Raw genomic sequence first — 14,195 nt, forward strand, 5'->3', positions numbered from 1 at the left:
AGGTCCACAGTCGCATATGGAACCCAGCCTAGCCCGCTATATCTGGACGCACACCAAGAAGCAGCAGGTCTGGATATTGCTGATCGTCGTGCTCTCGATGATCCCGTATTTCATGTCCTTCAACTTGCCGAAGCTGATCGTCAACGGCCCGATCCAAGGCCGCGGCTTCGAGCAACCCGGCGCGACCCTGCCTTTCATGAGGTTGCACTATAACCTGCCGTTTATTGGCGAGGTCCTGTTCTTCTCCGGTTTTCAGCTCGGCCGCAAGGCGACGCTGCTTGCCCTGAGCATCGTGTTCCTCTTGCTGGTCGTCATCAACGGCCTGTTCAAACTCTACATCAACACCTACAAGGGCCGTCTCGGCGAACGCATGCTGCGGCGTATCCGCTTCGATCTGGTCGATCGTGTGCTGCGGTTTCCGCCGATTTACTTCAAGCGGGTGAAATCCGCCGAGGTGGCGACCATGGTGAAGGACGAGGTGGAGCCCTTGGGCGGCTTCATCGGCGATGCCTTCCTGCAGCCGGTGCTGCTCGGCGGCCAGGCGCTGACGGCCATGCTGTTCATCATGGTCCAGAACGTCTGGCTCGGAATGATAGCGGTCGTGATCGTGGTGATCCAGATCGTGCTCATCCCGCGAATGCGGCGGCGGCTACTCGTGCTCGGGCGCCAACGACAATTGACGGCGCGCGCGCTTTCGGGCCGGGTTGGCGAAATCGTCGACGGCATCGGCGCGGTTCACGTCCACGATACGTCAAACTACGAGCGCGCCGACATAGCTGCCCGGCTCGGGCTCATCTTCAAGATCCGCTTCGATCTTTACCAATGGAAATTCATGGTAAAGTTCCTCAACAATTTTCTCGCGCAGCTCACGCCCTTTCTGTTCTACATGATCGGCGGGTATCTGGTCATCGGGGGCCGGCTGGACGTCGGCCAACTCGTGGCCGTGATCGGCGCCTACAAGGACTTGCCCGGACCGATGAAGGAACTGATCGACTGGGATCAGGATCGGCAGGATGTCCAGGTCAAATATCAACAGGTCGTTGAACAGTTTACCGTCGATGACATCATTGCGCCGGGAATCGGAGCACTGACGATCGACGATCCCGGTCCGATGACAAACCCGCTGTCGGCGGTCGGTCTGTCCATGGCAGACGATGGCGGTTCAATGCTCCTCAACCGTATCTCCATGCAGGTCAAGCCGGCTGAGACGGTGGCGCTGGTAAGCACCCCAACAGGTGGAGCGGAGGCGCTAGCAGAAGCCTTCGCGCGGCTGAACTGGCCGGACAGTGGAAGGGTCACTTCGGGCACCGACGACCTGCTTGAACTCCCGGAAGCAGTGACCGGCCGGCGCATGTCCTATGCCTCGTCGGATGTTTTCCTGTTCCAGGCAAGCCTCCGCGATAACCTGCTCTACGGGTTGAAACATGCGCCGCTGACACAGGTGACTTATGACGGTGCCGCGGCAGACCAGCACCGCTGGAACATTGACGAGGCGCGTCGGTCGGGCAATCCGGATCTCGACATCCACAGCGACTGGATCAACTATGCTTCCGCCGGGGCTACCGGACCGCACGACCTCTTTGAAGCCGTGCGCCGGGTGCTCGACGCGGTTCTTCTGTCGCGCGACATTCTGGATCTTGGCTTGCGCTCTTCGGCCGACCTCACGCGTCACACGAAGCTTGCCGGGCGGATCGTCGAACTGCGTGCAGCGCTGCGAACCCGGCTGGAACAGGAAGGGCTGCGCGAACTGGTGGTTCCTTTCGAGCCGGGCGCTTACAACACGGAAGCGACGACCGGCCAGAACCTGCTTTTCGGCGCGGCCGCCGGCCCCGAACTGGCCGACAAGGCTCTGGCGGCCAATCCCTATTTTGCTTCCGTGCTGAAGCAAGCCGGCCTCGACCGCACGCTCTACGAAATGGGCATGGAGATCGCCGAACAGGCGATCGAGCTGTTTGCCGACCTGCCGCCCGATCACCAATTCCTTCAGCAGCTCGCCTTCATGAGCGCCGAAGAGATCCCCACCTACGAGACCTTGCTGCAGCGGCTCAAGAACCGTCCCTACGAGGCGGTTTCGGAGGCCGACCGCGCCATGATTATCACCTTGAGCTTTGCCTATATCGAGCCCCGGCACCGCTTCGGCCTGCTGACCGGCGAGCTGATGAGCAAGATCGTCGCCGCACGCAACCAGTTCTATGAAAACCTGCCGTCCGAGCTGCAAAACGCGATCGAACGGTATGATCCTGCCAAATACATTGCCGCGGCCACCGTCATGGACAATGTCCTGTTCGGGCGTGTAGGTAACAACCATCCCGACGCGCCGGACCGCATACGCTCCATCGTCTATGAAATTCTTGACGAGCTGGGGCTTTATGCCGAGCTTCTGGATGTCGGCCTGGATTTCAACGTCGGCGCCGGCGGCAGGCGGCTGACCGCTGGACAGCGACAGAAGCTCGATGTTGCCCGGGCCCTGCTCAAACGTCCCGATTTTCTCATTCTCAACCGGCCGCTGTCGGCGCTCGATCAGCGCATTCAGGACAAGGTGCTGCGAAACGTGCTCGAGGAGGCCAGACGCGACGGCCATTCGCCGGCAATTGTGTGGGTCGTGACGAGTCCGGCAATGGCGATAGGGTTCGATCGCGTTATCGTCTTTGACTCGGGTCAATTGGTGGAAGACGGTACACACGAGACACTTTTGGCAGGGAACGGTATTTTCAAGGAACTTCTGTCATAGTCTGGCAGACGCGAATTTAGGAAGGTTTGCGACAATGCTGCTCAAGGATGAAGTTGGAATGCTGCAACGCGTTCCCTTGTTCTCTGGCATTGAGCCGGCAAAGCTCAAGCTGCTCGCGTTCACATCCGATCGCGTGAACTACGGCGCCGGCCAGATTCTTTTCCGGCAGGGCGACGAGGCAGACGCCGCCTATGTCATCCTTTCAGGCAGGGCGGATATTCTGGTCGATTCCGACAGCGGGCCGATAAAAGTTGCCGAACTGCTGCCAAATTCGATCGTCGGCGAGATCGCCATATTGTGCAACAGCTCCCGCACTGCCACCGTCAGAGCGGCAAGTGATCTGGAGGCTTTGAGAATCCGCAAGGATCATTTCCTGAGGCTTATGAAGGAGTTCCCGGAAATGACGATCGAGATATTGCGGGTTCTTGCCGATCGGCTGAGCCATACGACCGCGGATCTGATCGACGCACGAACCGCCTAGAGCCACGATGGGCGAAAAATAGTATGGACGACGATTTTTTCCTGGTCAGATTCTGGGGCGTGCGCGGCAGCATGGCGGTATCCGGGCCAGAATTCGCTCGCTATGGCGGCAACACAAGCTGCATTGAGATGCGATGCGGCAAGCATACGCTTCTGTTCGACGCGGGGTCTGGCCTGCGGCCTGCCGGCAGGTCGTTTCAGGCGGCGGACGTGACCGATTTCGACCTGCTTTTCACCCATTGCCATTACGATCACATCATCGGGCTGCCGGCTTTTGCGCCGATCTTTGACCCGAGTGTCAAGCTTACCGTTTGGTCCGGGCATCTTGCAGGACGCATGACGACCCGGCAGATGATCGATGAGTTCATACGGCCGCCGTGGTTTCCGGTGAAAATGGACGTCTGCAAGGCAAAGCTCGACTGCCGCGATTTCGTGTCCGGAGACGTGCTTCGGCCGCGCGAAGGGGTGGTGGTTCGGACCGACAGCCTTACCCATCCGGGCGGCTGCATAGGCTACCGAGTCGAATGGGGCGGCCGCGTCGTGGCGGTGATCACAGACACCGAGCACGAGACGGGCAAGCTCGATCAGTCGGTGCTCGGCCTGATCGACGATGCCGACCTCGTCGTTTACGATTGCACCTATACCGAGAAGGAAATGGAACGCCGCCGCGGTAACGGCCACTCGACATGGCAACAGGGCGTCAAGCTCTGTGAGGCGGCCGGTGCGCGGGGGCTCGCGCTGTTTCACCACGATCCAGCACGCACCGACGAGCAACTGGACGAGATGGAGAAACTGGCCAAGGACAGGTTTGCCGGCGCGTTTGCCGCGCGGGATGGCCAGACACTCAAATTTCAAGTCTCATCGCATAAAAAGCGCTGAGCTATTTTCTTCTACCGGCGCTGCGCGCGATCAATGTCCTGATCGGAAGCCATGCGCAGGCTTCAGTCCGTGCGGTGACCGCGAACAGCCGTTCGAGGAAAAGCCATGCCGATTCATCATGTACGAGATGGTGAGTGAGCAGGCCGACCGGTTCGTCGTCGAATGCATGCTGCAAGTGCGCGATGATTGACTGGACCAATAGGCCGTGATCGCGGCAGCCGCGCGTGCCAGGCCAATCCATGATGTCGACATTGCTGTTGATGACCGCCAGCGAAGCCTGCTTCGGCGGCCCATAGACCGACAATGCCGCAAATCCTATCGATCCAAGGTCGGGTACCAGGCCGGCGTCGATCCTGTTCCAGGGGGGCACCAGCATCGGAACGGTGCGCGCGCCGTGCAGGCCGGTTACGTGCGACAGCCCGCCAGCCAGTTCATCGAGCACCGCCTCGCGTGGCCGATGGGCGCCGAGTTCCTGCTTTTTCTGACCCTCGGGCGCATGATTTCGATGCACCCATCCATGGATGGCGACCGTGGCATGCGGCGCCTCGTCAAGCCGGGCGACCAGCTTCTCATCAGTGAGGGCCGGAATGACGGCCAGAGTGACCGGAACCGCGAATTCACCGGTGAGGTCGAGCAGCCGATCAAGCGCAGGCGTCGGATCCACGGCATCATCGTCGCGCAGCCAGAACTCTGCCTTACGACCCGCCCGTTGCCGGCCCGCCAGTTCTTCCACCAAGGGCTGCCAGATCCGATCGGACGATGTCATGAAACCGGGACCTTCGGAAGAAGGTCGGCCAGATGCGCCGCTGCAACGCCGAGGGAACGTTCTTCAAGGATGAAACGTCTGGCTTCTGCAGCCATGGTGGTTCTTTCATCGTTACGGGCCAGAAGCCTTTCAATGGCAGAAGCGAACGCCGCCACATCGCGCGGCGGGGTGAGAAACCCGGTCTGGCCATCTCGCACGACTTCCGGCACGCCGGCGATGTGCTGAGCCACCACCGGAAGGCCGGCGGCCTGTGCTTCAAGATAGGCAACGCCATAGGCCTCGCCGTAACCCGGCCAGACGTAAATTCCTCCGCCATAAAGGATATCCGGCACGGCGGCTGGCTCAATCGCGCCAAGCCATTCGATACGGTCGGCGGCAAAGCCGGCGAATTGCGCCTTGACCTCGTCACGGGCAGGCCCGTCGCCGACGACCGACATGGTCCAGGGCAGGTGGCCGATCAGACCGAGCGCTTGTGCCAGCATGCGATAGCTTTCGACTTTGTCGCCCGGGCGCATCATGGCAACGGCAACGAGGCGCGTTGGACACCCTCGTGCCGGCATCTCCTGGAATACCGATGTGTCGATAAAGGGCGACAGCATATCAACAGCGACCCCGGGTATCGCATCTGCCAGTCCCCGACGATCCCTTTGCGTGAAGCAGATGTTCAGTGCCGCCTGTTCGACGGCGCGCACCACCAACGCTTGCGTATCGGCCCACAAACCGGCATTGCGCCGCCTCGAATAGGAGGCTTCCGCCGTCACATATGGGACAGCAAAGGTCGACGCCAGCTCGGGCCCGATCAGGTCGGGCGCTTTGTAATAGGGATGATAGCAGAACCATAGATCGGGCTTGCCGTCACGATCCCAAAGTCTGGTCAGTCGCGCGGCTTCCTCTCGGGCCTCTATCTTGAGCGCATCGAAACTTTTCGGCTCCGGTTCGCGTAGATGGAAGCGCAATTCGGATGCCAGTTCGACGCTGTGTCCTCCATGTTCCAGCGCCTTGACCAGCGTGCGTGCCATCTGGCGGTCGCCGGAGGCAACGGAATGATTGGGTGACTTCAGCGGTGCGTAGAAGGCAATTCGCATTTCGCGACCCTATCATCGGAAAGCATGCGCAAGTCAATTTCGAACCATCATCGACTTCACCTTCAAGCAGTGGAATGTGCTATCTGATGCTCATGGAAACAGCTGCCGCGTCGGACCCGTTTGTCGCTTCTCTGCCGGTCTTCGCAAAGTTCGAAAGCGTTGCCGATATCGACAACTATCGGCCTCTCCCCGATGGCTGGGCGCTGGCCACCGCCGACATTGTCGGCTCGACAAAGGCGATCGAGACTGGACGCTATAAAACAGTCAATATGGCTGGCGCCAGTGTCATTTCGGCCCTGCTCAATGCGCTGGGTCGGCAAGATCTTCCCTTTGTCTTCGGCGGCGACGGGGCGCTCGTCGCATTTCCCGGCTCGGCGGTGGAGACCACCCGCAACGCGCTGGCGGCTGTCCAGAGATGGGTGGCGGACGAACTGGACCTAACCCTGCGTGCCGCAATCGTGCCGATAAAGGATATTCGAGCGCAAGGCCTCGACGTTCGCGTGGCAAGGTTCCAAGCATCCGATGCGGTCTTCTATGCCATGTTCGCCGGCGGTGGCGGCAGTTGGGCGGAAGCCGAGATGAAAGCGGGGCGCTACCGCGTCGATCCTGCGCCGGCCGGCGCACGGCCGGATCTGACCGGCCTCTCCTGCCGCTGGAACCCGATCGAAACCCGGCATGGCGAAATCGTCTCGATCATAGCCATACCGGGGGCGTCGCGCGACCTGCGCGGTTTTCAGTTTCTGGCATCCGACATCATCGCCCTTGCCGGCAGGCAGGAACGCGATGGCCACCCTGTGCCGGTGAACGGGCCGGATTACAGCTTGCTGCCCGCCGGCCTCGATATTGAGGCGCGGGCCACGGCGCCGGCAGGACGGCGGTGGCTGTCGAAGCTGTGGATAGTGTTCCTGATGACGCTTACGGCCGTCACCGACAGATATGGCTGGACGATCGGCAGTTTCGATCCGAAGATCTACAAACGCGACGTGGCCAGCAATTCGGATTTCCGGAAATTCGACGACGGCTTGAAGATGACCATCGACGTTGACGCTGATGTGTTGCAACGGATCGAGAACCGGCTGAAACAGGCGGAAGAGGCGGGCATCTGCAACTATGGCCTGCACCGCCAGAAATCGGCCTTGATGACATGCCTGGTCGCCTCGCCGCTGCAGCGCGATCACGTTCATTTCATAGATGGTGCCGCCGGCGGCTATGCGATGGCTGCCGCAAGTTTGAAGGCAAAGTTGCCGGTCTGACGACGGCTTGCGAGAATCCATTTTCCGCAATATGCCTCGGCCATGGCTCCTGGGACCATGGTAAGCCGCGCCTGGTAGCGGCCAGCCTATCCGAATTGACGGGAAAGCAGTTTTTTGGACGCTTCACGATCGGCATATGACCGTCTGCTGAACCGTATCTCGACGCACGCCGCGCGAGTCGGCGTGATCGGATTGGGCTATGTCGGGTTGCCGCTGGCAATCACGGTCGCACGCGCCGGCTTCCCGGTTTTCGGCTTCGATATCGAAGCCCAGAAGGTCGAGAGCCTGAACAACGGCCAATCCTACGTTGAGGCGGTGACGTCGACAGCCCTTGCCGGCCACGTGGCGAGTGGACGGTTCCGCGCCACGGCGGATTTTGCCGAACTGTCCGTCTGCGATATCATCATCATCTGCGTTCCGACGCCGCTGACGAAAAACCGTGAGCCGGACCTCTCCTTTGTCAGGAACACGACTGGCGTCATCGCAAAGCATCTACGTCTCGGCCACCTCATCGTGCTGGAATCTACCACCTATCCCGGCACCACCGACGACGTGATCAAGCCCATACTGGAAGAAACCGGTTTGCAGTCGAAGATAGACTTCTTCCTCGGCTTCTCGCCCGAACGCGAGGATCCCGGCAACCGCAACTTTGAAGTCGCGACGATCCCCAAGGTCGTGGCAGGTGACGGCATCGAAGCTGCGACGCTCGTGCAGGCTTTCTACCAAGGCGTGGTCAAAACCGTCGTTCCGGTTTCCAGCACGGCGACCGCCGAGGCAGTCAAGCTGACGGAAAACATCTTCCGTTCGGTCAACATAGCCCTCGTCAACGAATTGAAGGTCGTGCTCGGGGCGATGGGCATCGACATCTGGGAGGTGATCGAGGCGGCCAAGAGCAAGCCCTTCGGCTACATGCCTTTCTATCCTGGCCCCGGATTGGGCGGGCACTGCGTTCCGATCGATCCCTTCTACCTGACGTGGAAGGCGCGCGAATACGAACTGCCGACCCGCTTCATCGAGCTGGCGGCAGAGATCAACACTGCTATGCCGCGTCATGTGGTCGATGAACTGGCGAAAGCGCTGGACCGGCGCTGCGGCAAGGCGCTCAGCCGCTCGCGCATTCTCATCATCGGGCTCGCCTACAAGAAGAATGTGCCCGACATCCGCGAAAGCCCCTCATTGCGGCTCATTGAACTCATCGAGGAATGGGGCGGCAAGGCGGAATTCCACGATCCGCATGTTCCCGAGATCCCGACCACAAGAGAGCATATGGCGATCAAGGGGCGCCGCTCGGTCGAATTGACCGAGGCGGCCTTGAAGGATTTCGATGCCGTCGTCGTTGCAACCGACCATGACGCGATCGACTATCAGACAATCGCTGATCACGCCCTTCTGATCGTCGACACACGCAATGTTTTTGGCCGTCTCGGGCTGCTCCGAGAGACGGTGGTGAAGGCCTGACGGCGTCCCAGCCGGCAAATTTTTTGCCCGATGCCAGGATCGTGATTGCACTCCGGCCGCGGCTTCGCCACATAACGCCACAAGACATGAATGCAGTTAAGCCTGTCCCTTGGTTGCAAGGACAGTCATTCGGGAAATTCCTTCGCCGTTCTGCCGTCGAAGCCGACGTCGTTGACTTTGGGGTATCTTTGGGTCGCCGGCGGACTGTATTATGGCGGATCGACGGATAATGGCTCCGTCTTCGACGGGTTTCGAGGTGGTATGAGCACGGCGCAAGCAGAAATTTCCACAATTCTCATGGATAAGGTTGCCGACTGGCTGACTCAGTCGGCGCTGGCGGGCAATGAGCTGGAAACACTGGTAAAGGGGTTTTGCGAACGGCTGGCTGCTGCCGGCCTGCCGCTGAAGCGGGTGCATTTGAGCTTTTCGATGCTTCATCCGCTTTATGACGCGCTTGGTTTCACCTGGATTCGCGGCCAAGGCATGGAAGTGGAAGGCTTCCGCAAAAAGGACGGCGTTCATTCTGACAGGTTCCTGACCAGCCCATACTACTATCTGCTCAGCAACAAGCTCGACCATCTGCGGCGCCGGCTCGACCCGTCGGTCCCGACGGAATTTCCTGTTTTCGATGAACTCAGGCTTATGGGCGTGACCGATTACATGGCTTTCGTCCATCCCTTCAACGGCAATACCAGTCAGGGCATGATCGGGTCCTGGTCCACCGACAGTGCTTCAGGTTTCAGCGAGAGCATGATTTCGGCGCTGCTGCGTATCCAAAACCATCTCGCCATCGCAACCAAAATGGCGGTGCTCACCAAGTTGGCCGACAACATGATGACCACTTATCTCGGCGGCGACGCCGGCAGACGCGTGCTGGACGGCCAGATCAAGCGCGGCGAGGGCGACACAATCCGGGCCGCACTGGTCATGGCCGATATGCGCGGGTCAACAAGGCTTGCCGAAACTTCCGGCCGCGAAATCTACATCGATACGCTGAACCAGTTTTTCGATGCCATTGCTACACCTTTCAATCGCAAAGGCGGGCAGATCATGAGTTTCATAGGTGATGGCTTCATTGCCGTCTACCCTTGCGAAAGACATCGCTCGCATTCCGAGACCGCCTGCCAGTCTGCTCTGGCGGCAGCGCACAAGGCCACTGCGCGCATGGTGGATCTCAATCTGCGAAGGAAGGAAAAGGGGTTGTCCGACATAAAATTTGGCATCGGCCTGCATGTCGGCAACGTGATGTTCGGCAATGTCGGGCTTACCGACCGGCTCACATTCTCTGTCTTCGGCTCGGCTGTAAACGAGGTCCAGCGCCTCCAGACCCTGACCAAGAAATATCCGCACCGCGTTCTCGCCACCAAAGACTTCGCCAGCTATTGCGGCGCCAGCAGCTGGCTGACGCTCGGCAGCGAGGAACTGGCGGGGATCAAGCAGAAGCTGACGGTGCTTTCACCCGATCTGTCGGGCGCTCTCGCACTCGATGAAGACGGTGCGCTGGAGCCGATTTACGACCGGAGATCGGAGGCCGAGCAGGTCATGCTGCTTCATCGCGATGCCGCACGGCAGTCGGCGGGCGACCCGAGGAAGCTCCAGTAGCCCGCCCCAATCTGATCCGAACGCCTTTGGTAAGCAGTCCGGTCGCCGGTCCCGCCGCTGGCGACCGTGTCGAATCCAAGTTGCTCTAGACTGGCAATGCGCTAGTCTCTCGCTTTCTGCACGTTGCCAGAGTGGGGCTGGTGTGAGAATGAATTCGGGCGTTGATCTACTACGGGTCGAAGATCTTGGCATCTCTTTTGCCATTATCGGGGGACCGTTGCACGCCGTCAGGCGTGCAAATCTTCGCGTCCTTCCCGGCAAGGTCACCGCGCTTGTGGGCGAGTCCGGTTCCGGAAAATCGGTTCTTAGCCAGGCAGTGATGGGCATTTTGCCGAACACCGCCCATGTTCGTGGCCGTATCCTGTTTTCCGATCCTGAAAAGCCCGGCACGACACAGGATATCCTGCAGATGCCACGTGATGGACCCGAAATCCGGGCGTTGAGAGGCAGCCGCATCGGCAAGATCTTTCAGGAGCCGATGATATCGCTTTCGCCGCTGCACACGATCGGCAACCAGGTCAGCGAATCCCTGCAGATTCATACGCCCATGGCTCGGGCGGAGCGCAAGGCGCGGACCGAGGAAATGCTCAGCCTTGTCGGCTTTCCCAATCCCAAGCGCGCCTATGACATGTATCCGTTTGAACTTTCGGGGGGATTGCGTCAGCGCGCCATGATCGCCATGGCGCTTATCTGCCGGCCCGCCCTGTTGATTGCCGACGAGCCGACGACGGCGTTGGATGTCACCATCCAGGCGCAGATCCTGCAATTGCTGCGCGGGCTTCAGAGCAAGCTGAATATGGCGATGCTGCTGATCACGCACGACCTCGGCGTTGTCGCCAATGTCGCCGACGAGGTGGTGGTCATGTACCATGGCGAGATCATGGAAGCGGGACCTGTCGAGGCGATATTCCGCCGGCCAGGTCACCCTTACCTAAAGGGCCTGATGGCGGCCGTTCCGCATTTCGACCTGAAGCCGGGCGAGAGGCTAAAGGCGCTCCGCGAGGTGCCGGTGAACGTCGGCACCCTGCTGGGCAAGCAGACGGCGCCGGCATCGAAAGGGCCGGACGACATCCTGTTGTCGGTCAGGGATCTGACAAAGGTTTTTACCATCCGCAAGTCCGGATGGTTCGGCGGGGATCGTCAAACCTCTGTTCGCGCCGTGGACGGCGTGAGCTTCGATATCAGGCGGGGCGAGTGCCTGGGCCTGGTCGGCGAAAGTGGTTGCGGCAAAACCACCGTCAGCAAGATGCTCATGCGGGCTGTCACGCCTAGCGGCGGCTCTGTGATCTTCAATGGCCGCGATGGACCGATCGACGTATTGGGAGGCGACAGAGACGCCCTGCGCCTGCTGCGCGCAAAAATCCAGATGGTCTTTCAGGATCCGGTTTCGTCGCTTTCACCTCGCATGACGGTGGAAAATATCTTGAGCGAGCCGCTGGAAATCCATCAACGTGGCAATGCCGCGTCCCGACTAGCCACCGTCAAAAGCCTGATGCAGGCAATCGGGCTCGATCCGCGCTTCATCAAGCGTTATCCCCACAGTTTCTCCGGCGGGCAGCGTCAGCGTATCGGCATTGCGCGCGCGTTAGCCCTGGGGCCAGAACTCCTGATCTGCGACGAGCCGGTTTCGGCGCTCGATGTCTCTGTCCAGGCGCAGATCCTAAACCTCCTGAAGGACCTACAGAAGGAACTGGGCCTGACCTACCTGTTCATATCCCACAATCTGGCGGTGGTGGACTACATGGCGGACCGCATCGCGGTGATGTGCGGCGGGCGTATCGTCGAGCTTGCGCCGCGCGAAATTCTGCTCAGGAAACCGGTCCACCCCTACACGCGCTCACTGGTCGCCGCAGTCCCTTTCCCCGATCTCGACCGGCCGATGGATTTCAAGACGCTGAAGCTCGGCGGCGCTTCCGACGCCAGCGCATGGGGACCGCAATTCCACGACGAGGGCGAAGAGGATACGCTGTCGCCGATCGATCTTGGCGGCGGCCACCTCGTGCTGGCCCGACGTTTGGCCGATGTCAGTGAGTTGCGCCATTGATCAGCCGGCGCGCCCTCCTTGGACTCATGGCTTCGGCACTTCTGCCGGGCACGTCGCGCGCTGGCGATTTGGAGCCGGATTTTCTTCAGCCGGAGCTGAAGGCCAGGGCTCTGCCGGCACTCGCAGAGCGCCTGCCCAAGAGCCCGCGCGTATTGAACCTCGCTGCGATGGGCCGGCAACCCGGCCAGTATGGCGGCACGCTGCGCACGATCATCGGCAGCCAGAAAGATATCCGGATGATGACGATCTACGGATATGCCCGCCTGGTCGGCTATGACGAAAAGCTCAACTTGCAAGCCGACATTCTCGAAAGCTTCGACGTAGCGGATGATCGCGTCTTCACGTTCAAGATTCGGGAAGGGCATAAATGGTCCGACGGCAGCCTGCTGACGCCGGAGGATTTTCGCTATTGCTGGGAAGATGTCTGGCTGAACGATGAGCTTTCGGAAGGCGGGCTCGCCCCTGCCCTGCTGGCGGACGGCAAGCCGCCACGTTTCGAGATCGTCGATCCGTTGACTGTCCGCTACAGTTGGGATGCGCCAAATCCCGACTTCCTGCCCAAGCTTGCCGCTGCCTCGCCGACACCGCTTGTTTTGCCGGCCGCCTATCTCAAGCAGTTCCACAAGAAATACCAGGATCCATTCCGGCTCGCCGGCCTGATGAAGGAGAACCGGGTCGCGAAATGGACGCTCCTGCATATCCGCATGTCGCGGCAGTATCGCCCGGAGAATCCGGAGCTGCCCACGCTCGATCCCTGGCAGAACCGGACCAAGCCGCCGGCTGAGCAGTTCATCTTCGAGCGCAACCCGTTCTTTCATCGAATAGACGAGAATGGCCGGCAACTGCCCTATGTCGACCGGATTGTCATGAATGTCAGCTCGTCGGCGATCATTTCCGCCAAGACCGGTGCGGGCGAGAGCGACCTGCAATGCATGGGAATTGACTTCAGCGATTACTCCTTCCTGAAGGATGCGGAGAAGCGTTACCCCGTGAAGATGCATCTCTGGAAACGCACACAGGGTTCGCGGCTGGCGCTGCTGCCCAATCTGAATTGTGCCGACCCGGTGTGGCGTGGCCTTTTGCGTGACGTGCGCGTGCGCCGCGCACTTTCGCTCGCCGTGGACCGGCGCGAGATCAATATGGCCGTGTTCTACGGATTGGCGCAGGAAAGCGCCGATACGGTCCTGCCGGAGAGCCCGCTCTACCGGCCGGAATTCGCGACGGCCTGGGTTGCCCATGATCCCGACCAGGCCAATGCCCTGCTAGACCAGGTCGGGCTTCAGACACGTGACGATGACGGCCTGCGGCTACTTCCCGATGGGCGCCCGGCGCAGATCATCGTGGAAACTGCCGGCGAAAGCACGCTGGAAACCGACGCGCTCGAACTCGTCACCGATCACTGGCGCAAGATCGGCATCGCCCTGTTCATCCGGACTTCGCAGCGCGACATCTTCCGCAGCCGCGCGCTTGGCGGCGAGATCATGATGTCGATGTCGTCGGGCATCGACAATGGCGTGCCGACCGCAGACATGAACCCATACCAGCTGGCCCCCACCATCGACGACCAACTGCAATGGCCGCTCTGGGGCGCTTACTATCTGTCCCATGGCAAGATGGGTGAGGCGCCCGATCTTCCTGAAGTGGTCGAGTTGATGGCTTTGCTCAAGCGCTGGAACGCATCGACCGAAGCCACGGAGCGCGCCGAAATCTGGAATTCAATGCTGTCGATCTACACTGATCAGGTGTTCTCGATCGGTACGGTGAACGAAACACTTCAGCCCATTCTGGTGTCCTCGCGGCTGCGCAATCTGCCTGACAAGGCACTCTTCGGCTATGACCCGACCGCCTATTTCGGTGTCTACATGCCGGATACATTCTGGCTTGGAGGCTCCTGAGC

General features: G+C 60.3%; 10 protein-coding genes. 8 read left to right on the forward strand and 2 right to left on the reverse strand.

Going from position 1 to position 14,195, the window contains the following annotated elements; translation table 11 throughout:
- Positions 1-16 precede the first annotated feature (16 nt).
- From FJW08_RS01475 to FJW08_RS01485, 3 genes are read left to right on the forward strand one after another with little or no spacing between them, the layout of a single operon-like run.
- A complete protein-coding gene (locus tag FJW08_RS01475; RefSeq protein ID WP_140808307.1) occupies positions 17-2,731 on the forward strand; it encodes an ABC transporter ATP-binding protein in 2,715 nt (904 codons plus the stop codon).
- A 34-nt stretch (positions 2,732-2,765) separates the two neighbouring features.
- Entirely contained in the window at positions 2,766-3,212 is a 447-nt protein-coding gene (locus FJW08_RS01480; RefSeq protein ID WP_140756786.1) for a cyclic nucleotide-binding domain-containing protein, read from the forward strand.
- A 23-nt stretch (positions 3,213-3,235) separates the two neighbouring features.
- A complete protein-coding gene (locus tag FJW08_RS01485) occupies positions 3,236-4,090 on the forward strand; it encodes an MBL fold metallo-hydrolase (protein ID WP_140808309.1) in 855 nt (284 codons plus the stop codon).
- A gap of 1 nt (position 4,091) precedes the next feature.
- Here the strand turns inward: FJW08_RS01485 and FJW08_RS01490 are convergent, their stop codons facing one another.
- A complete protein-coding gene (locus tag FJW08_RS01490; RefSeq protein ID WP_140808311.1) occupies positions 4,092-4,856 on the reverse strand; it encodes a polysaccharide deacetylase family protein in 765 nt (254 codons plus the stop codon).
- Positions 4,853-5,941 (reverse strand): glycosyltransferase family 4 protein, encoded by a 1,089-nt coding sequence (locus FJW08_RS01495; RefSeq protein WP_140808312.1) that lies wholly within the window; start codon positions 5,939-5,941, stop codon positions 4,853-4,855. The genes FJW08_RS01490 and FJW08_RS01495 overlap by 4 nt, the downstream gene beginning before the upstream one ends.
- Before the next feature lie 92 nt (positions 5,942-6,033).
- Here FJW08_RS01495 and FJW08_RS01500 point away from each other — a divergent pair, with 92 nt between their 5' ends.
- The 5 genes from FJW08_RS01500 (at position 6,034) to FJW08_RS01520 (ending at position 14,193) form a co-directional block, all read left to right on the forward strand.
- Positions 6,034-7,194, forward strand: a complete 1,161-nt coding sequence (locus FJW08_RS01500) for a DUF3095 domain-containing protein (protein WP_140757053.1) — start codon at positions 6,034-6,036, stop codon at positions 7,192-7,194.
- A 114-nt stretch (positions 7,195-7,308) separates the two neighbouring features.
- Complete coding sequence (locus FJW08_RS01505; protein WP_140808313.1) at positions 7,309-8,652, forward strand: nucleotide sugar dehydrogenase; 1,344 nt, start codon at positions 7,309-7,311, stop codon at positions 8,650-8,652.
- A gap of 261 nt (positions 8,653-8,913) precedes the next feature.
- Positions 8,914-10,254 carry an adenylate/guanylate cyclase domain-containing protein gene (locus FJW08_RS01510; protein ID WP_140808409.1) on the forward strand — a complete coding sequence of 447 codons (1,341 nt, stop codon included), beginning with the start codon at positions 8,914-8,916 and terminating at the stop codon, positions 10,252-10,254.
- Between the two features lie 148 nt (positions 10,255-10,402).
- Complete coding sequence (locus FJW08_RS01515; protein WP_140757049.1) at positions 10,403-12,298, forward strand: ABC transporter ATP-binding protein; 1,896 nt, start codon at positions 10,403-10,405, stop codon at positions 12,296-12,298.
- On the forward strand, positions 12,295-14,193 hold the full coding sequence (locus tag FJW08_RS01520; RefSeq protein ID WP_140808315.1) for an ABC transporter substrate-binding protein: 1,899 nt from the start codon (positions 12,295-12,297) through the stop codon (positions 14,191-14,193). The genes FJW08_RS01515 and FJW08_RS01520 overlap by 4 nt, the downstream gene beginning before the upstream one ends.
- The last annotated feature ends 2 nt before the right edge of the window (positions 14,194-14,195 follow it).

It is taken from the genome of Mesorhizobium sp. B3-2-1 (genome assembly GCF_006439515.1).
In the GTDB taxonomy this organism is placed as follows: Bacteria; Pseudomonadota; Alphaproteobacteria; order Rhizobiales; family Rhizobiaceae; genus Mesorhizobium.